This window comes from Sphingopyxis sp. OAS728, from assembly GCF_014873485.1.
In the GTDB taxonomy this organism is placed as follows: domain Bacteria; phylum Pseudomonadota; class Alphaproteobacteria; order Sphingomonadales; family Sphingomonadaceae; genus Sphingopyxis.
This window is the reverse complement of sequence record NZ_JADBDT010000001.1, coordinates 2,716,438-2,735,304: the sequence shown is the minus strand read 5'-3', so window position 1 is coordinate 2,735,304 and position 18,867 is coordinate 2,716,438. Positions and strand designations below refer to the sequence as shown.

The window sequence follows — 18,867 nt, the reverse complement described above, 5'->3', positions numbered from 1 at the left end:
GTAGCGGGTAGTGGCTCTCAGCTCACGCTTACTCAATCATGCTCCCGGCCACCCGCGCCCATATACAGCTCGCGGCCGGTTTCCTCATAAACCTCGCTCATTTTCGCCATGCCCTTTTCGGCCTCTTCGGCGGCGATGAAGGCGGCGCTGTCCTGATTTTGCAGCTTGGCAAAATCGCGGACTTCCTGGCTGATCTTCATCGAGCAGAATTTCGGGCCGCACATGCTGCAGAAATGCGCCGACTTGGCGCCCTCGGCGGGGAGCGTCTGATCGTGGTACTGCTCGGCGGTGTCGGGGTCGAGCGACAGGTTGAACTGGTCGCGCCAGCGGAATTCGAAGCGCGCTTTCGATAGCGCGTCGTCGCGGACCTGCGCGGCGGGGTGGCCCTTGGCAAGGTCGGCGGCGTGCGCGGCGAGCTTGTAGGTGACGACGCCGACCTTCACATCGTCGCGGTCGGGCAGGCCCAGATGCTCCTTGGGCGTGACGTAGCAAAGCATCGCGGTGCCGTACCAGCCGATCTGCGCGGCGCCGATGCCGCTGGTGATATGGTCGTAACCCGGCGCGATGTCGGTGGTGAGCGGCCCGAGCGTGTAGAAGGGCGCCTCGCCGCAGGCCTCGAGCTGCTTGTCCATATTCTCCTTGATCTTGTGCATCGGGACGTGGCCCGGCCCCTCGATCATCACCTGCACATCCTGCGCCCAGGCGCGCTTGGTGAGCTCGCCGAGCGTGTAGAGTTCGGCGAACTGCGCCTCGTCGTTCGCGTCATAGATGCTGCCGGGGCGGAGGCCGTCGCCGAGGCTGTAGGCGACGTCATAGGCCTTCATGATCTCTGTAATCTCGTCGAAGCGTTCGTAGAGGAAGCTTTCCTTGTGATGCGCGAGGCACCATTTCGCCATGATGCTGCCGCCGCGCGACACGATGCCGGTCATGCGCTTGGCCGCGAGGGGGACGTAGGGCAGGCGGACGCCCGCATGGATGGTGAAATAGTCGACGCCCTGTTCGGCCTGTTCGATCAGCGTGTCGGCAAAGATTTCCCAGGTCAGATCCTCGGCGATGCCGCCGACCTTCTCGAGCGCCTGATAGATGGGGACGGTGCCGATCGGGACGGGCGAGTTGCGGATGATCCATTCGCGCGTGTCGTGGATGTTGCGGCCCGTCGACAGGTCCATGACGGTGTCGGCGCCCCAGCGGATCGACCAGACCATCTTGTCGACCTCGCTCGCGACGTCGGACGCGACCGCGCTGTTGCCGATATTGGCGTTGATCTTGACGAGGAAGTTGCGGCCGATCGCCATCGGCTCGCTTTCGGGGTGGTTGATGTTGCTGGGGATGATCGCGCGGCCGCGCGCGACCTCGTCGCGGACGAATTCGGGGGTGACATAGTCGGGGATGCTGGCGCCCCAGTCCTGCCCGTCGCGCTTATACTCGGCGAGGCGCGCGCGGCCGAGATTCTCGCGCTCGGCGACATATTCCATCTCGGGCGTGATGATGCCGCGGCGGGCATAGTGCATCTGGCTGACGTTCGCGCCGGGCTTGGCGCGGAGCACGCGCTTCTTGACGTTGGGGAAGGCAGGGACGCCGCCGCTGCGATCCGGGCCGAGCTGGCCGTTATCCTCGGGGCGCACCTCGCGCTGGGTCACTTCCTCGACGTCGTCGCGGCCGCGGATCCAGTCGCGGCGGAGTTCGGCGAGGCCCTTGGCGATGTCGATGGTGGCATTGGGGTCGGTATAGGGGCCGCTGGTGTCATAGACGCGGACGGGGGGCTCGCCCGAATGCGGGTCGAGGTCGATCTCGCGCATCGCGACGCGGATGCCGCTGCCGGTCTGCGTCGCGACATGGATCTTGCGGCTGCCGCGGATCGGGCCGGTCGTCACCCCGATGGGGGCGGAGTTTTCGAATTTCGCGTCGATGTCGGCCATGTGCAGTCGCTCCATATATTCGGAGCGAAAGACGGTTCTCACGCGGTGAAAGCCGGCCCTCCCTCCGCCCGAGTTACCGGGATCAGGTTCAACGGGTCGCGGTCTATTCCGCTCTCAACCGGCCATCACAGACGCGGCTCCCCGGGGATGGTGTGCTTATAGGCGGCGGTCGGTCAGCTGTCCATTGATGATGGCGGCGGGGCGGTGGTAAAGAGCGGCGAGGGAGAGGTTCGATGCGGATGATGGCGGCTGTTCTATCGCTCTTGCTCGTCGCGGCGAGCCCGGCGGCGAGCGTCGCGGATCTCGGCTGGCTCGCGGGCGACTGGGTGAGCGAGGCCGACGGGCGCTGGACCGAGGAGAGCTGGTCGGCGCCGCGCGGGGCGATGATGATCGGGTACAGCCGGTCGGGGCGCGGCGAGAGCTTGCGCGAGTTCGAATTTCTGCGGATCGCGGCGGGGGAGGGCGGCACGCTCGCCTATCTGGCGCAGCCGCAGGCGCGCGCGCCGGTCGCGTTTCCGCTGGCGAAGCATGATGCGACGAGCGCGACCTTCGAAAATGCCGCGCATGATTATCCGCAGCGCATCGCCTATGCGCGCACCGGCGACACGCTGACCGCGACGATCTCGAAGATCGACGGGACGAAGGCGCGGAGCTGGACCTATCGGCGGCGCTGAGCGAAGCGGAGTATCATGGCGGACAAGACGGGGCGGCTCTTCGCGATCATTGACAATTTGCGCCGGCGGCGGCGGCCGGTGACGGCGGAGATACTCGCCGAAGAGCAGGGCGTGTCGGTGCGCACGCTCTATCGCGACATCCAGGCGCTGGTCGCCTTGGGGGCGCCGATCGAGGGCGAGGCGGGGGTCGGCTATATGCTGCGGCCGGGATTCTTCCTGCCGCCCTTGATGTTCACCGCCGAGGAGCTGGAGGCGCTGGTGCTCGGCGCGCGCTGGGTCGAGGGGCGGCAGGACGGGTCGCTGTCGCGCGCCGCGGGGCTGGCGCTCGCCAAGATCGCGGCGGCGAGCCCCGACGAGCTCAAGCAGCGGATCGACGAGTCGGGGCTGTGGCCGGTGAACAGCCGCTGGCGTGAGAGCAATGCGCCATTGCTTGCCGTCGTGCGCGACGCGATGCGCGCGGAAAAGGTGCTGCATATCGACTATGCCGACGAAAAGGGCGCCGCGACCGAACGCGCGATCTGGCCCGCCGCGCTCGCCTATTTCGAGGACAAGCAGATCATCGCGGCCTGGTGCCTGCTGCGGCAGGATTTCCGCAGCTTTCGCATCGACCGCATCGCCGCGGCGCGGATCGGCAGCGAAGGCTTCGGGCGGCGGCGCGCGGTGCTGATGGCCGACTGGTGGCGGCAGAATGGACTGGATGCGGCCTCCTGACATGATCTGTCAGGGGGGTGGGCTAATCCCCTTCGGGTGAGGGGCGCAGCGCGCGCCGCCAGACCGGAGGATGAAAGATGCTGAAGACCCACCATGGTTCGTGCCACTGCGGCGCCGTCAAATTCGAGGCCGATATCGATCTCGATGCGGGGACGGGCAAATGCAATTGCTCGATCTGCACCAAGAAGCGCAACTGGAGCGCGCAGATCAAGCCCGACGCCTTTCGCCTGCTGACCGATCCCGCGGCGCTTGAGGAATATGTGTTCGGATCGGGCAGCGCGCATCATGTCTTTTGCAAGACGTGCGGCGTGTCGTCGTTCGGCCACGGCTATGTCGAGGAGATTGGCGGCGCCTATTATTCGGTGTCGATCGCGTGCCTCGACGATCTGACGCCCGCCGAGATGGCGGCGCTGCCGGTGCAGCATATGGACGGCGCGGCCAATAATTGGTGGAATGCGCCCGAGGTGACGGCGCATATGTAGGGGCCCGATTCCGGCCAGTGTAACGGCGGTTATGGGGTGGGGATCGGCCGTTGCCTCCTTCTTCTTCGTCACCCCGGACTTGATCCGGGATCCATCGCGGCGCCGAAGTCATGGACCCCGGATCAAGTCCGGGGTGACGATGCAGGATAGGTCGGCAATCGGTCGAAAACAGCCACGCCCTCTTCCCATTCGTGTCGAGCGAAGTCGAGACACCCATCGAGATCGCGCCTAGCCCGAGGGGCATCTCGACTTCGCTCGATGCGAACGGGTTAGGTAGCGGAGCGGCCGCAATCGGTCGTTTCCAGCCTTCAACCCGTACGTCGCGCGAGCCAGACGCCAGCGATCATCAGCGCGATCCCCGCGATGCGCCTGGCGTCGATCGCCGAGCGCATAGCGCCGAACAGGCCGAAATGATCGATCGTCGCGGCGCTGATCAGCTGGCCGACGAGCACGAAGAAGATCGCATTGCCGACCCCGAAGCGCGGCGCGATGAAGGTCACCGCGATGACGTAAAAGGCGACGAAGATGCCGCCGAGGTGGAAGTGGAAAGGGGTTTCGGCCGACAGCCGCACCTGTCCCATCGATCCCGTCCACAGCGCGCCGATGATCGCGATGAGCAGCGCGACCGCGAACAGCACGACCGACGCCGCCATCGGATGCCCAAGCTTTTGCCCCAGCCCCGAATTGAGCGCGGCAAGGAACGGGATGCCGATGCCGGTGAGCAGCATGATCGTGGCAAAGGCGGGTGCATTGTTGGCGGCCATCGGTATTCCTCCCCAGTCGTAGCGGCTACAGGCCCAATTCTTCGAGGCCCGGATGGTCGTCGGGCCGGCGGTCGCCCGCGCCGTCGCGCGGCCAGAGCAGCAGGCGGTCTGTCTCGCCGATCGCAAGATCGTTGATGCTCGCGATGCGCCGCTGCATTTCGCCATTGTCGGCGAATTCCCAATTCTCATTGCCATAAGAGCGCCACCACTGGCCATCGCCATCGTGCCATTCATAGGCGAAGCGCACCGAGATGCGGTTGCCGGTGAAGGCCCAAAGCCCTTTGACCAGCCGATAGTCGTGCTCGCGTTGCCACTTGGCGGTGAGGAAATCGACGATCGCGGCGCGGCCGGTGACGAAGGTCGAGCGGTTCCGCCACACGCTGTCCGGCGTATAGGCGAGCGCGACGCGTTCGGGGTCGCGGCTGTTCCAGCCATCCTCCGCGAGGCGGACTTTCAGGACCGCGCTGTCATGGTCGAAGGGGGGAAGCGGGGGACGGGCCATCGGCTTTTCCTCTCAGGCGAAGGGGGTCGCGAATTCGATACGGATACCACCGGGCATCGCGGCGATGAAATGATGCGTCGTCGCGCCTTCGCGGATCGGTTCGGGGTCGAATTCGATTACCGCGCCGGGATGGCCCTGCACGCGCGCGAAGACGGTACGCAGCGCATCGAGGTCGGCGACGCGGAGCGCGAGATGGTGAAGGCCGATATTGGCGCGGCGATCGAACGGCGTCGCGCTCGCGGGATCGGCGACCTGCCACAGCGTGAGCAGGGTCGTGCCGTCGGAGACGAAGATCGCGGGATAGTCGGGACGTTCGGCGGCGACGGTGAAGCCCAAGGCCTCGACGAAGAAGTCGCGCGCTTCGGTCACATCGCGGACGGCGAGGCCGATATGGTGGGCGCCCTGGGTCAGTGCGGTGGTCATTTTGCGTCCTTTTCTGCTCTGAGCGCGGCGATTTCGGCGCGCAATTGGTTGAGTTCATCCGCCATCGGGCGGATCGCGGCGGAAATCTCGGCCTCGGTGAAGCGCGGGGTGATGTGCTGCGAGCAATTCCATTCCCAGCCGATCACATCGATAAATAGGGCCCGCTCGGGCGTCGCGCGATAAGCCTTTGGCATGAGTGCGGTGACCGCGGCAGGATCGTCGGCGAGTTCGACGCTGTGGGCGTGGCCGACGAGTTTCAGCCGTTCCTTGTTCGGATAATCCATCAGGAACAAAGAGACGCGGTCATTGCCCTTGATATTGGCGGTGCTGATATATTGCTTGTTACCGCGATAGTCGGCGAAGCCGATGCGGTTGCCCGCGACGTGGAGGAGGAAGCCCGCGGGGCCGCCGCGGTGCTGCATATAGGGCCAGCCTTCGGCATTGACGCTCGCCATGTAAAAGCTGTCGCGTGCCTCGATAAAGGCGATTTCGCGGGGCGTCAGCGTGTCGGGGGTGCCATCGGCCCCGGCGTCCATCTTGGCATAGGATGCGCGCGAGCCATGGCGCTCCTGCTCGGCCTTCACCGCATCGTCGAACAATGTGTGCCGGTAATTCTGCGCCATCGGATCGCCTTTCGAAAAGGAAGCGAACGAAGGCCGGGAGGAGGGCTGCCTTCGTTCGCCCGTCCGGATATATGTCATTGCGCTGTTGGTGATAATGAAGGAAGATCGAACAAGTTAATTCCGGTAAATGGAATAATAATGGACCGGTTGCTCACGCTGGAAATGTTCGTTGCTGTCGCAAGCGAGGGCGGGTTCGCCGCCGCGGCGCGCAAGCTCGGCAGCTCGCCGCCCGCGGTAACGCGCGGGATCGCGGCGCTCGAGGCGCGGCTGGGGACGAGCCTGTTCCACCGTTCGACGCGCGCGGTCGCGTTGACCGACGCGGGGGCGGCGTTTCTGGAGCAGGCGCGGCGCATCCTCGCCGATCTCGCGGGCGCCGAGCGCGAGCTGCGCGGTGCCGAGGCCGAACCGCGTGGGCAGCTGCACCTGACCGCGCCAGTGATGTTCGGGCGGCTGCATGTGCTACCTGTAGTCGGCGGGCTGATGGCGCAGCACCGTGAGCTGGCGGTGCGGATGATGCTGATCGACCGCAATGTCCGCATCGTCGAGGAGGGGATCGACGTCGCCGTGCGGATCGGGCCGCTCGCCGATTCGGGGCTGAAGGCGGTTCGTATCGGCTGGGTGCGGCAGATGCTGGTCGCGAGTCCGGCCTATCTGGCGCGGCGCGGGGCGCCTGCAAGCGTGACCGATCTGGCGGGGCACGACCTGATCGCGGCGATGGGGCCGCGAGCGGCGGGCGAATGGCAGTTCGTATCGGGCCGCTGGCGCGTCGAACCGCGGCCGCGGCTGCTTCTCAACACCGTCGACGGGATTTTGGCGGCGGCCGAGGCGGGACTGGGGATCGCCAATCTGCTGAGCTATCAGGTCATCGAGGCGGTCGATGCGGGGCGGCTGATATCGCTGCTGGCGGATGAGCAGCCGCCCGCGCTGCCGGTGCATCTGCTGTTCGAACCGTCGCGCGCGGGCTTGCCCGCGGTGCGGCTGTTCATCGCGGAAATGAAAGCGCGGATGCGGATGGCGGGGCTGGTTTGAGGAATGGCGGCTTAGGGGTGGGAAGCTGCCGTTTGAGTAGTGCTCGAATATCCCCTCCCGCCTGCGGGAGGGGCAGCGAGACTTGCCAGCTTGCTGGTTAGTCGCAGCGGGGTGGGCTGATCGCAACGTTGCTGCCCACCCCCGACCCCTCCCGCAAGCGGGAGGGGAGAAGAGACGTCCGCTTCCGGTCGAAAGCCGTCAGAACTGATACGCCAAACCCGCGCCGAACAGCCACTGGTCCTTGCTGCCCGCGTCCTTCACGATCGGCGAGTCGGCGAAGCGATCGCCCATGCGGCCATATTGCGCGCCGCCGATCAGGACGAAGCCCTTGCGCAGGTCGCCCGACAGCGCATAGGCGCCCGCCATCCCGAGCGTATATTTGCCGATCGTCGCCTTCCGCCCCGCGCCGCTATAGACGGGCAGGCCGCTCGCGGCGCTGCCGAGCGGGTCGACGTCGAAATAATAGCGGCCAAAACCCTTGCCATAGATGTTCATCGACGCCGAGATGCCGACAAAGGCGCGTTTCGAGAGCGGGGTGCCGTAGTCGATCGTCGGCGAGGCGGTCCAGCTGCCGTGCCGGCCCGAAATATCCTTGAGCGCGACCATGCGAAAGCCGAGCTGGTCGTAAGCGCTGGTGATCACGCCCGTCTTGGTGACCCCGGTGAAGATGCCCATTTCGACCGCCATCTTGCGGTCGGGCAGCAGGTCGACCTGCGGATCCTTGACGCTGCCGGTACGGTCGTTGCGCAGGCTGATGATCGGGCCGAATTTCCAGTCGATCTTTTGCCCGCGGCGATGGCGGATCAGGTCGACCTGGAAATTGGTGCCGCGGGTCGAAAAGGAAAAACCCTCGTACCGGCCGCGAACGTAAAAGGCGGGCAGGAAACGGCGATCGTCCGATCCGTTATAATCGGGGGTGTTCATCACCCCGGCCGCGACGGCGATATAGTCGCGCGACCATTTGCGTTCGGATTCCTCGTCGTCATCGTCGCGCCGGCCCGGCAGCAGGATATTCTCGTCGATATCGGTGTTCTGGACATAGCGCGCCGGTTCGGCGTCGATGCCGGTCGCGAGCCCGTCCACCAGCCCATTGTCGGGGGTTGTGGCGGTCAGGTCATAAGGCAAGGGCGCGTCGTCGGCGGCGGCGGGTGCGGCGAACGCGAAGGCGGCAAGAAGCGGGATGATTCGTCCAGACGGGCCGATGCGGAAGAACAGTCTTAAATCGCGCATGGTCATCCGCTTCAATATCCTGTTGCCTTGCCCCGTTTTACGAGGGCGTAAGTAAACAATCCGTCCTTGTAACGGCTTCGTCTTGCCGAAGGATGCATTTGGCCGCATGTGGTTTTCATGCACCGATGCGCCTTCACTGTTTTGATATTCCTTCGCGTCGCTATTGGTTCCGCCAGCGGACGCGATTGCGTGCCCGCCGGACGCCCGTCGGCATGAGCCTGTTCGGACCGAAGCGGCCGTTGTCGGCCGACGAGTGGGAATGGCAATTGGCGGGGTTCCGCTGGCTGCTCGATGAATTCGGCGGACTGGATGCGCATCGCGTCCGTATGTTGGCGACGCCCGACGGCGATTGTTTTCCCGATAGCCGGTTATCCGGCGACGCCCGCGCGTCCGAACTGCTGGGACAGGTGATGGCGATCGCGGGGATCGGTGACTGGCCGACGCGGCTGGTGATGGTCGATGGCGCGCGGGCGCATATGGCGGTGTCGGAGCGGCATGCGGTCACCCACAGCGGGCAAAGTGCGGCGGGCACCTTCCAGCTCGTCGAGGACGGCGCGGGCGGCTGGCTGGCGGAGATCGTCGCCTCGCGCAGCCAGCTCGCCGACGAATCAGCGCTCGTCGCGACGCTGGGGCACGAAACGGCGCATTATTGGATGACCGGCACACAGCGTGCCGCGCCCGGCGGTGCCGACTGCGAGGAGCTGCTGACCGACCTCACCGCGGTCGCGCTCGGCTTTGGTATCTTCCTCGGCAATAATGCACGCTATGGTTATCACACCAAGGACGAGGCCGGGACGTCGATCGGCGCGGGCTGGTATATCTCGGGCTGGCAGGGTTATCTGTCCGAACGCGCGCTGATGAGCGCGCTGGCGATCAGCGAGACGCTGGCCGGGCGCGACCCGATGGCGGCGGCGCCCTATCTGAAGCCGCATCTCGCGGCCGACCTCAAGGATGCGGCGCGCTATGTTGCGAAGCGCGACCTGGTCGCCGACATCATGGCAATCGACCTTTCGGACTATGGTTCGCTCCCGGAGGAGGCGGAATGAGCCGTATCCCGCGCTTCATCGGCTATGCCTTCATGGCGGCGGCGGCGGTGCTCGCGGCCATGATGAAGAAGGAGGGGGTCGGCATGGTCGGGCCCCTTCCCGCGGTCGCGGTCGCGCTGTTCCTGGGGATGGTCGGGGTGATGCTGGTGTTCACCGACCTGATGGTGCGCGGGCTTTATGCGCAGGTCGATGCGGCGAAAGAGCGTGGGGGGGAGCGCGACGAGCGCGAGGGCGACTGATCCCTTTTCGTTCGACACCCCATCCGCTTGGCAGTATGACCGCACGATGACTGATCGTCCGCATACGCCGCTGCTCGACACGGTGGATGTCCCCGCCGACCTCCGCAAGCTGAAGCCCGAAGACCTCCGCCAGTTCGCCGACGAGCTGCGCGCCGAGATGATTTCGGCCGTCGGGACGACCGGCGGGCATCTCGGCTCGGGGCTCGGCGTCGTCGAGCTGACGACCGCGCTCCATTATGTGTTCGACACCCCGCGCGACAAGATCGTGTGGGACGTCGGGCACCAATGCTATCCGCACAAGATCATCACCGGACGCCGCGACCGCATCCGGACGCTGCGCACCGGGGGTGGCCTCAGCGGCTTCACCAAGCGCAGCGAGAGCGAATATGATCCGTTCGGCGCGGCGCACAGCTCGACCTCGATCAGCGCGGCGCTTGGCTTTGCGATCGCGAACAAGCTGAAGGACGAACCCGGCCGCGCGATCGCGGTGATCGGCGACGGGTCGATGTCGGCGGGCATGGCCTATGAAGCGATGAACAACGCCGCCGCGGCGGGCAACCGGCTGATCGTCATCCTCAACGACAACGACATGTCGATCGCGCCGCCGGTCGGCGGGCTGTCGGCCTATCTGGCGAAGCTGGTGTCGTCGCGGCCGTTTATCGAGCTGCGCGAGATTGCGCGGCGCTTTGCGCGCAAGCTGCCCGAGCCGCTGCACAAGGCGGCGAAGAAGACCGACGAATATGCGCGCGGCATGGCGATGGGCGGGACTTTGTTCGAGGAACTCGGCTTTTATTATGTCGGGCCGATCGACGGGCATAATCTCGAGCATCTGATCCCGGTGCTCGAAAATGTGCGCGACAGCGACCATGGCCCGGTGCTGATCCATGCGGTGACGGTGAAGGGCAAGGGCTATGCCCCTGCCGAGGCCGCCGCCGACAAATATCATGGCGTGCAGAAATTCGACGTGATCACCGGCGAGCAGGCGAAGGCGCCGCCGGGACCGCCGCAGTACCAGAATGTGTTTGGCGAGACGCTGGCGAAGCTCGCCGAGACCGACAAGCGCATCGTCGCGATCACCGCGGCGATGCCGTCGGGGACCGGGGTCGATAAATTCGCGAAGGCGCATCCCGAGCGGACCTTCGACGTCGGGATTGCGGAGCAACATGCGGTGACCTTTGCCGCCGGGCTTGCGGCGCAGGGGATGCGGCCGTTCGCGGCGATCTATTCGACCTTCCTGCAGCGCGCCTATGATCAGGTCGTGCATGATGTGGCGATCCAGAATTTGCCGGTGCGCTTTGCGATCGACCGCGCGGGGCTCGTCGGCGCCGACGGCTCGACGCATGCCGGCTCGTTCGATGTCACTTATCTGGCAACCTTGCCCAACATGGTGGTGATGGCGGCGGCCGACGAGGCCGAGCTGGTCCATATGACCTATACCGCCGCCGAATATGATGATGGCCCGATCGCCTTCCGCTATCCGCGCGGCAATGGCACCGGGGTGGCGCTGCCCGAGGTTCCGGTGAAGCTGGAGATCGGCAAGGGCCGCGTCGTGCGCAGCGGCAAGACGGTGGCGATCCTGTCGCTCGGCACAAGGCTCGCCGAGGCACTGAAGGCGGCCGACACGCTGGAAGCGCGCGGGCTGTCGACGAGCGTGATCGACCTCCGCTTCGCCAAGCCGCTCGACGAGGAGCTGATCCGCAAGACGCTCGCGAGCCACGAAGTTTGCGTGACGATCGAGGAGAACAGCGTCGGCGGGCTCGGCGCACATGTGCTGACGCTCGCGAGCGACGAGGGACTGATCGACGCAGGGCTGAAGCTGCGCACGATGCGCCTGCCCGACATGTTCCAGGATCAGGACAAGCCCGAACTGCAATATGACGAAGCGGGGCTCAACGCGCCGCAGATCGTCGACACCGTGCTGAAGGCGCTGCGGCATAACAGCGCGGGCGTCGAGGAAGCGGGCGCGCGGGCGTGAACTCTCCCCGTTCGTGCTGAGCTTGTCGAAGCACCGCTCTTTTCTTTCCAAGCTTGAAAGAGGGACGGCCCTTCGACAAGCTCAGGGCGAACGGAAGAGAGGGGAGCGCCGAACGCCATGAATTTCTTCAACCTCCTGCAATCGCTCGACGAGCTTTTGTACGAGGTGATGTCGTGGCTGGTCTTCTATCCGATCACGCTGTGGCGCACGCTCGTGCGGCCGCTGCAGATGATGGATTATTCGGATGTCGAGCAGGGCGACGCGAGCGACCAGCAATATACCGATACGCTGAGCCCGCCTTTGTTCCTGCTGCTGTCGCTGATCATCATCCATGCCGCCGAGATCGCGCTGGTCGGCAATGATGCGGTGGTCGCGAGCAAGGTCGGGCTGTCGGCCTTTGTCAGCAACAACACCGACCTGATCATATTGCGGATCGTCACCTACAGCCTGTTCCCGGTGATGATGGCGACGCGGATGGTCCGCGCGCAGAAATTGCAGGTCAACCGCGACACGTTGCGCGCGCCCTTTTACAGCCAATGCTATGTTGCCGCGGTGCTGGCGATGATGCTCGGCGGGGCGGTGATATTGATCAAGCTCGCGCACGACTGGGCCGTGCTTGCGGGCGGGGCGCTCGCGCTGGTCGGGCTGCTGTGGTTCGGCTTCCTGCAGACCGCCTGGTTCAACCAGCATCTGAAATGCGGGCGGCTGGTGGCGTTCGGCCATGCGTCGCGCGCGATGGTCGAGAGCCTGATTGCGATGCTGCTGCTGTCGAGCCTGTTCAGCTAGGCGTGCAAAAGAAAACGGCCCGGAAAGCCGGGCCGTTATCCTGAACTTGCAATGCGCGTTACGCGGTTGGGATTGCCGCCGATGCGTCGCGGCCGTCGCCTTCGGGGGCGGCGAGGATGTCGCGGACGACGAGGCCCTTGTCGACGACCTGCGTGTCGGGGCTGCCGACCTGGCTGCGGATGCCGGGATCGGCACGCTGGCCGTCGGCGCTGCCGATGATCTGCGTTTCGCTCGCGCTGCGTGCCGACGGGCCGCCGAAGAGCGCACGCAGCGTCTGCTCGGCGGTCGATTCGCCGCCGGGGCGTGCGGTGCCGGGCGCGGGCGGGGTCAGCGAATAGTCGGGCGGCACGACGAGCGGCGCCTGACGCGACACCATCATCTCGTCGGGACGGTCGCGGCTGAACAGGCTGTTCGACCCGCAGGCCGAAAGCGTCGTGGCAAGGATCGAGGCGGCCAAAATGGCGGTGGTCCGGTTCACTTTAATCATACTCCCAATGCGCCCCGTTAATCGGCGGACGGCTTGCCGTCCGGTGTCGCGGCCTTTTCGCCCAAGAGCAGCGCGCGCGCAACCAGCAAAAGCACGCCGAGCGTGATGCACGCATCGGCGACGTTGAAGATCATGAAGGGACGGAAATCCCCGATATGCAGGTCGGCGAAGTCGACGACATAGCCGAAGCGCACGCGATCGACGATATTGCCGAGCGCGCCGCCGAGGATCATCGCGAGCGCGATCACGTCGCCCTTCGCCTGTTCGCGCGTCATCCAGAAGGCGACCGCGGCAGCGACGATCCCCGTCACCGCGACGAGCGTCCAGCGCGTCGTGTCGGTGCAGCTGGCGAACATCGACAGCGAAATGCCGCAATTCTCCGCCCAGGTCAGGTTGAAGAAGCTAATAAGCTCGATCTGCCCCTTGGGCTCGAGCGACAGCGGCACGGTGACGACCCATTTGGTGACCTGGTCGAAGACGAAGGCGAGGGCCGCAAAGATCAGGCCGAAGCGCAGGTGCGGCGAACGTGTGCTGCTCATGCTGCGTCCAATACCGTGTCGCAGCGATTGCACAAGGCGCCGTCCTCGGTCACCTCGGGCAGGTGGCGCCAGCAACGGCCGCATTTGTGGTTCTCGGTGCGCGTAACCGCGAGCTCGTCGCCGGCGCGTGCGACCGACACGATGAAGATTTCCTCCAGTGCGGCGGGATCGAGCGTCGGATCGGGGATCGTGACTTCGGCCTCGAGGCTCGAACGGATCGTCTTTTCGCGGCGATAGGGTTCGATCGCCTCGGTCACCGCTTCGCGCTGGGTGCGGACGTTCGCCCATTTGCCCGCGAGCGCGGCATCGTTCCATGCGGCATCGACGGCGGGCCATTCGAGCAGATGGACGCTGCCCGCGTCGGGATAGCGCGTGCCCCAGACTTCCTCGGCGGTGAACACCAGCACCGGGGTCGCGTAGCGGACGAGCGCGTGGAACAATATGTCGAGCACGCTGCGGTACGCGCGGCGCGTGTCGGTGCCGAGCGGCGCGGCGGGGCCTAGGTCGCAATAGAGGACGTCCTTGCGGATGTCGAAATAGAAGGCCGACAGATCCTCGTTGCAGAAATCGGCGAGCAGGCGCGTATAGCCGTTGAAGTCGAAATCATCGACCGCGCGGTGCATCTTCGCATCAAGGACGGCGAGCAGCGAGAGCATATAGCGCTCAAGCTCGGGCATCGCGGAAACGTCGGTGATGCGTTCCTCTTCCGAAAACCCGTCGAGCGCGCCGAGCAGGTAGCGGAAGGTGTTGCGTAGCTTGCGATACTGGTCGGCGACGCCCTTCAGGATTTCGTCGCCGATGCGGTGGTCCTCGGTGAAGTCGACCGACAGCGCCCACAGGCGGATGATGTCGGCGCCGTTGGTTTCCATCACCTTGACCGGATCGGTCGTGTTGCCGAGCGACTTCGACTGTTTGAAGCCTTTGCTGTCCATCGTGAAGCCGTGCGTCAGCACTGCCTTGTACGGCGCTTGCCCGCGCGTGCCGCAGGACTCCAGCAGCGACGACTGGAACCAGCCGCGATGCTGGTCGCTGCCCTCCAGATAGAGGTCGGCGCTGTGCGTGCCGCCGTCGTGGCGGATCAGCGCGGGCCATTTGCCGCTTTCGAGCACGAAGGCGTGGGTGCAGCCCGAATCGAACCAGACGTCGAGAATGTCGACGATGCGTTCGTAGTTCGCGGCGTCATAGTTCGGCCCAAGATATTCCTGCGCGCGCGCGTCGTTCCACGCGTCGACGCCGCCCTCGCGCACCGCCGCGACGATACGGTCGTTGACGATCGGGTCGTTGAGATAGTGGCCGGTCTTGCGGTCGACGAAGAGCGTGATCGGCACGCCCCACGCGCGCTGACGGCTCAGCACCCAGTCGGGACGTCCTTCGACCATCGACCCGATGCGGTTGCGGCCCTTGGCGGGGACGAAGCGCGTGTCGTCGATCGCCTGCATCGCCGCCTGCCGCAGCGTCGGCGCGTCGCAGAGATCCTCTTCATGCGGGTTGATCGCGCCGCCCTCATTCTCCCAGCGCTTTTCGCGCGGGGTCTTGGGCTCGATATGCGTCATCACCTTGTCCATCGGCACGAACCATTGCGGCGTGCAGCGATAGATGACCTTCGCCTTCGAGCGCCAGCTATGCGGATAGCTGTGCTTGTAATCAGCGCTGGCAGCGAGCAATGCGCCCGCTTCGCGAAGGTCGGTGCAGATCGGGCCGTCGGGGGCGTTGAACTTGGGGTTGATCACCGATCCCTGACCGCCGAGCCAACCCCAGTCGGCGCGATATTTGCCGTCGCCCTCGACCGCGAACACGGGGTCAAGCCCGTTCGCCTTGCACAGGTCGAAATCATCCTCGCCATGGTCGGGCGACATATGGACAAGGCCCGTACCGCTGTCGGTGGTGACGAAATCGCCCGCAAGGAAGGGACGCGGGCGCGCGAAAAAGCCGCCGAGCGCGTGCATCGGGTGGCGGGCAATGGTCCCGGCGAGGTCGGAGCCTTTGAATAGCTTCCGAGGGTGGTTCTGTTCAAACGAACCAGCAAAGCTCGAATTGTTGTTAGAATAGGCCTCCGCGCTGCGTTCCATCACGCCTTCGAGAAGAGCGTTCGCAACGAGCAGCTTGCGCCCACCATAGGGTACAAGCGCATACTCGACCTCGGGTCCATAGGCCAAAGCTTGGTTGACCGGGATCGTCCACGGGGTCGTCGTCCAGATCACCGCATAAGCGCCGACCAGTTCCGGGATCGGGCTCTCGACGATCTCGAACGCGACATCGATCTGCGTCGAGACGATATCCTCATATTCGACCTCGGCCTCGGCGAGCGCGGTCTTTTCGACCGGCGACCACATCACCGGCTTGGCGCCGCGATAGAGCATGTCGTTCGCCGCGAATTTGAGCAGTTCGCGCACGATGGTGGCCTCGGCCTCATAATCCATCGTGAGGTACGGATGATCCCAGTCGCCGCCGATGCCAAGGCGCTTCAGCTGCTCGCGCTGGGTGTCGACCCAATGCTGCGCATAGGCGCGGCATTCGGCGCGGAATTCCTCGACCGGAACCTCGTCCTTGTTGAGCTTTTTCTTGCGATACTGCTCCTCGACCTTCCACTCGATCGGCAGGCCGTGGCAATCCCAGCCGGGGACGTAGGGCGAATCCTTGCCCTTCAGCGTCTGGGTGCGGACGACCATGTCCTTGAGGATATGGTTGAGCGCATGGCCGATGTGCATGTCGCCATTGGCGTAGGGCGGGCCGTCGTGGAGGATGAACTGCTCGCGGCCCTTGCGGCTCTCGCGAATCTGCCCTTCGAGATTGCCTTCGATCCATTTCGCCAGAATCAGCGGCTCCTTCTGCGGCAGGCCGGCCTTCATCGGAAAGTCGGTCTTGGGCAGGAAGACGGTGTCGCGATAGTCGCGCTGTTCGGCGGCGGAGGGCGTATCAGTCATGCGCGGCCGCTTAGCGCAGATTTGCGTGGGAGCAAACCTTCACGATTGCGTATGGCGCAGTGGGCCCCGGCATTCGCCGGGGTTCACAAATGGCCAACCCTATCGTGAACCCCGGCGAAAGCCGGGGCCCAGAAAGCTAGCGCAAAAGCTCGAAATATAGATCGCGCCATTCGGGGTTCGTGGCTTCGATCAGCTCGATCTTCCATGCGCGTTTCCATTCTTTCATCTGGACTTCGCGGTGGCGGGCGTCGTGGAGATTTTCGAAATGCTGGTGCCAGACGAGCATCTTGAGGCCGTATTTCTTGGCAAAGCCGCCGATCAGGCCTTCGCGATGCTGTGCTATGCGTTGCGGGAGGTCGCTGGTCACGCCGATGTAGAGCGTCCCGTTGCGCCGGTTGGTGAGGATATAGATCCAGCCTTGCTTCATGGCGTGGGGTTATAATGGGCCCCGGCTTTCGCCGGGGATCACCTTTGTCCGCACCGGAGCAATCTCTGCCGCTGGTTTACTTCTGCCGCGGCCGGAGCGCGGGGCCCACTTCGCGGATGTCCTCGACCCAGATATAGCCGTTGAAGCTGGCGGGCACCTTCGCGAGCTGCCCGGGGGTCGTCAGGCCTTCGTTCGACTTCCCGCTTTCATGGGGGCCGAGCACGATGACGCGCGCGCCGACGCTGTCCATGCGTGCGATCAGCCGGTCGGGCCAGCCCCAGAAGGCCCATTGATAGTTGATCGGGATCGCGAGCACGCCGTTGCGGCAGCTTTCGGGGACGATGCCGGTCCAGCCGTATGCGACATAATCCTTGGTGCACGCCTTGCCCTCGCCCGTGAGGTCGAAGGACCAATTTTTGGGAAGGAGTTCGCGCATGCGCTTTACGGGCGCTTCGGCACCGTAGAAGGCGTCGCCGCGTTTCGCGCTGTCGCGGCCCGATGCCCTCAGGATCGCGAACAGCTGGTCGGCTTCGTGCGGGTCCTTCGATTTGAAGTTGAAGAGGATGGGGTGGACGGGAAGCGCCGCGAGACCTTCCTCGACCGTCGGCATCTTGCCGACGCCCTTGCCGCGCAGCGGGAAGGTCTGGCCGCCGTCGGCGGTGTAGCCGTAACCGATGTCGAGTGCCTTGAGCTCGGCGAGCGTCAGGTCGCGCGTCGCGCCCTTGCCGTTAGTGCGGCAATCGAGGGTCCAGTCGTGGAAGAGGACCATGCGGCCGTCCTTCGTCGGGGCTACGTCGACCTCGACCATGTTCGCGCCGAGCCCGACCGCCCAGCGCATCGATTCGGAGGTGTTTTCGAACACCTCATGGCTCGGCGGCAGCGCGTGCGCGGCGGTGCAGGTGTCGCGGCCGGCGGCGACGCGCTTGTCGTAGAGGTGATAGACGCCGCGGTGCGCGATGAGCTTTGGCTTGCCTTGCGGGTCGGGGGCGAGGAAGCTGGCGTTCGACAGGGTGAGCCACGCGACGATCGCGGCGAAGATCCAGAGCAGGATCTTCGTGCGCCGTTTCATCGGCTTTTTCTTCGGGCCTTCGAGTGCGCTGGCCCAGTCGTCGCTGTCGGTCATCATCCCCCCCGTCGCCCCTCTTGCGGCGAGGGGTCAGATGCCCGCCAGTAGCGCCTTTGCCGCGTCACAATCCATAGCGATTTGAACCATTAAGGCGTCCATGCTGTCGAACTTCGCCTCGGGCCGGATGAAGGCGTGGAAGGCAACGTCGATTTCCTGCCCGTAGAGGTCTTCGGCAAAATCGAAGAAATGCGGTTCGAGCAATTCCTTTGGCGGGTCGAAGCTCGGGCGGATGCCGAGGTTCGCGGCGCCCTTTAAGATACGGCCGTCGGGCAGTTTTCCGGTTACGGCGTAAATGCCGTATCGCGGGCGCAGATATTGGCCCATTTCGAGGTTCGCGGTCGGGAAGCCCAGCAGGCGGCCGTTCTTGTCGCCGTGCTGGACGACATTGCGCACGGTGAAGGGGCGGGTGAGCAGGCGCGTTGCGGCGGCGCAGTCGCCGGCCTGGAGCGCCTCGCGGATGCGGCTCGACGAGATCACCTCTTCGGTATCGTCGACGGGCGCGACCATCTCGGTGAAGAAGCCGAGACGGCGGGCATGGTCGGCGAGCGTGACGACATCGCCGCCGCGGCCCTTGCCGAAGACGAAGTCGGCACCGGTGACGACGCCGGCGGCGCCGTAGCGACCCAGCAGCAGTTCGGTGATGAAATCCTCCGCCGTCGTCGCGGCGAGGGTCGCGTCGAAGGGCAGGACGAGCATGGCGTCGGCGCCGGCCGCGGCGAACAATTCCTGTCGCTGGGCGAGCGTGGTCAGGCGGAAGGGCGGGACATCGGGTTTGAAGAAGCGCACCGGATGGGGGTCGAAGGTCGCGACGATCGCGGGGCGGCCCTCGTCTTTCGCATGACGCACCGCGCGGCCGACGACCGCCTGATGCCCCGCATGGAAGCCGTCGAAATTGCCGAGGGCGATCACGCCGCCGCGCAGATCGCCCTCGATGCGCTGATGGCCGTCGAGGCGGATCATG

The 18,867-nt window shown here is 65.2% G+C and carries 20 protein-coding genes and 1 riboswitch; of the genes, 8 read left to right on the top strand and 12 right to left on the bottom strand.

Annotated features, from left to right (window positions below; translation table 11 throughout):
* Positions 1–32: 32 nt before the first annotated feature.
* A complete protein-coding gene (thiC, locus tag GGC65_RS12815) occupies positions 33–1,919 on the bottom strand; it encodes a phosphomethylpyrimidine synthase ThiC (RefSeq protein ID WP_192647521.1) in 1,887 nt (628 codons plus the stop codon).
* Between the two features lie 42 nt (positions 1,920–1,961).
* Positions 1,962–2,073, bottom strand: a riboswitch (TPP riboswitch).
* A 79-nt stretch (positions 2,074–2,152) separates the two neighbouring features.
* On the opposite strand from thiC, the gene GGC65_RS12810 reads away from it, so the two are divergent.
* The 3 genes from GGC65_RS12810 to GGC65_RS12800 all read left to right on the top strand — a co-directional run bounded on the left by GGC65_RS12810 (position 2,153) and on the right by GGC65_RS12800 (position 3,786).
* Positions 2,153–2,593 carry a DUF6265 family protein gene (locus GGC65_RS12810; protein WP_192647520.1) on the top strand — a complete coding sequence of 147 codons (441 nt, stop codon included), beginning with the start codon at positions 2,153–2,155 and terminating at the stop codon, positions 2,591–2,593.
* A gap of 15 nt (positions 2,594–2,608) precedes the next feature.
* Positions 2,609–3,304, top strand: coding sequence for a helix-turn-helix transcriptional regulator (locus tag GGC65_RS12805; RefSeq protein ID WP_192647519.1), 696 nt, complete (start codon positions 2,609–2,611; stop codon positions 3,302–3,304).
* A gap of 77 nt (positions 3,305–3,381) precedes the next feature.
* The gene (locus tag GGC65_RS12800; protein WP_192647518.1) at positions 3,382–3,786 is read left to right on the top strand and encodes a GFA family protein; all 405 of its coding nucleotides are present in this window, start codon (positions 3,382–3,384) and stop codon (positions 3,784–3,786) included.
* A 308-nt stretch (positions 3,787–4,094) separates the two neighbouring features.
* Here GGC65_RS12800 and GGC65_RS12795 read toward each other — a convergent pair whose 3' ends face one another.
* Genes GGC65_RS12795 through GGC65_RS12780 form a run of 4 tightly spaced genes read right to left on the bottom strand, consistent with a single transcriptional unit; the run spans position 4,095 to position 6,098 of the window.
* On the bottom strand, positions 4,095–4,550 hold the full coding sequence (locus tag GGC65_RS12795; protein ID WP_192647517.1) for a DMT family transporter: 456 nt from the start codon (positions 4,548–4,550) through the stop codon (positions 4,095–4,097).
* Between the two features lie 25 nt (positions 4,551–4,575).
* The gene (locus GGC65_RS12790; RefSeq protein ID WP_192647516.1) at positions 4,576–5,052 is read right to left on the bottom strand and encodes a DUF1348 family protein; all 477 of its coding nucleotides are present in this window, start codon (positions 5,050–5,052) and stop codon (positions 4,576–4,578) included.
* A gap of 12 nt (positions 5,053–5,064) precedes the next feature.
* Positions 5,065–5,475, bottom strand: coding sequence for a VOC family protein (locus tag GGC65_RS12785; RefSeq protein WP_192647515.1), 411 nt, complete (start codon positions 5,473–5,475; stop codon positions 5,065–5,067).
* Entirely contained in the window at positions 5,472–6,098 is a 627-nt protein-coding gene (locus GGC65_RS12780; protein WP_192647514.1) for a pyridoxamine 5'-phosphate oxidase family protein, read from the bottom strand. The genes GGC65_RS12785 and GGC65_RS12780 overlap by 4 nt, the downstream gene beginning before the upstream one ends.
* 138 nt (positions 6,099–6,236) lie before the next feature.
* Here GGC65_RS12780 and GGC65_RS12775 point away from each other — a divergent pair, with 138 nt between their 5' ends.
* Positions 6,237–7,127 (top strand): LysR family transcriptional regulator, encoded by an 891-nt coding sequence (locus GGC65_RS12775; protein ID WP_192647513.1) that lies wholly within the window; start codon positions 6,237–6,239, stop codon positions 7,125–7,127.
* A gap of 198 nt (positions 7,128–7,325) precedes the next feature.
* Here the strand turns inward: GGC65_RS12775 and GGC65_RS12770 are convergent, their stop codons facing one another.
* The gene (locus GGC65_RS12770) at positions 7,326–8,357 is read right to left on the bottom strand and encodes a MipA/OmpV family protein (protein ID WP_192647512.1); all 1,032 of its coding nucleotides are present in this window, start codon (positions 8,355–8,357) and stop codon (positions 7,326–7,328) included.
* A 212-nt stretch (positions 8,358–8,569) separates the two neighbouring features.
* On the opposite strand from GGC65_RS12770, the gene GGC65_RS12765 reads away from it, so the two are divergent.
* From GGC65_RS12765 to GGC65_RS12750, 4 genes are all read left to right on the top strand, one after another.
* Positions 8,570–9,403: a hypothetical protein gene (locus tag GGC65_RS12765; RefSeq protein WP_192647511.1), complete on the top strand. Its 834-nt coding sequence runs from the start codon at positions 8,570–8,572 to the stop codon at positions 9,401–9,403.
* Entirely contained in the window at positions 9,400–9,642 is a 243-nt protein-coding gene (locus GGC65_RS12760; RefSeq protein ID WP_192647510.1) for a hypothetical protein, read from the top strand. The genes GGC65_RS12765 and GGC65_RS12760 overlap by 4 nt, the downstream gene beginning before the upstream one ends.
* A gap of 46 nt (positions 9,643–9,688) precedes the next feature.
* Positions 9,689–11,617, top strand: a complete 1,929-nt coding sequence (gene dxs / locus GGC65_RS12755) for a 1-deoxy-D-xylulose-5-phosphate synthase (protein ID WP_192647509.1) — start codon at positions 9,689–9,691, stop codon at positions 11,615–11,617.
* A 117-nt stretch (positions 11,618–11,734) separates the two neighbouring features.
* Complete coding sequence (locus tag GGC65_RS12750) at positions 11,735–12,403, top strand: hypothetical protein (RefSeq protein ID WP_192647508.1); 669 nt, start codon at positions 11,735–11,737, stop codon at positions 12,401–12,403.
* Positions 12,404–12,461: 58 nt separating this feature from the next.
* Here GGC65_RS12750 and GGC65_RS12745 read toward each other — a convergent pair whose 3' ends face one another.
* The 6 genes from GGC65_RS12745 to GGC65_RS12720 form a co-directional block, all read right to left on the bottom strand.
* Positions 12,462–12,881, bottom strand: a complete 420-nt coding sequence (locus GGC65_RS12745) for a DUF3035 domain-containing protein (protein WP_318780164.1) — start codon at positions 12,879–12,881, stop codon at positions 12,462–12,464.
* Positions 12,882–12,907: 26 nt separating this feature from the next.
* Positions 12,908–13,429, bottom strand: coding sequence for a signal peptidase II (gene lspA, locus GGC65_RS12740; RefSeq protein ID WP_192647506.1), 522 nt, complete (start codon positions 13,427–13,429; stop codon positions 12,908–12,910).
* Positions 13,426–16,353: an isoleucine--tRNA ligase gene (gene ileS / locus GGC65_RS12735; protein ID WP_192647505.1), complete on the bottom strand. Its 2,928-nt coding sequence runs from the start codon at positions 16,351–16,353 to the stop codon at positions 13,426–13,428. The genes lspA and ileS overlap by 4 nt, the downstream gene beginning before the upstream one ends.
* Before the next feature lie 136 nt (positions 16,354–16,489).
* Positions 16,490–16,780, bottom strand: a complete 291-nt coding sequence (locus tag GGC65_RS12730; RefSeq protein ID WP_192647504.1) for a GIY-YIG nuclease family protein — start codon at positions 16,778–16,780, stop codon at positions 16,490–16,492.
* A 76-nt stretch (positions 16,781–16,856) separates the two neighbouring features.
* A complete protein-coding gene (locus GGC65_RS12725; RefSeq protein ID WP_192647503.1) occupies positions 16,857–17,903 on the bottom strand; it encodes a glycerophosphodiester phosphodiesterase family protein in 1,047 nt (348 codons plus the stop codon).
* A gap of 33 nt (positions 17,904–17,936) precedes the next feature.
* Positions 17,937–18,866 (bottom strand): bifunctional riboflavin kinase/FAD synthetase, encoded by a 930-nt coding sequence (locus GGC65_RS12720; RefSeq protein WP_192647502.1) that lies wholly within the window; start codon positions 18,864–18,866, stop codon positions 17,937–17,939.
* Position 18,867 lies beyond the last annotated feature (1 nt).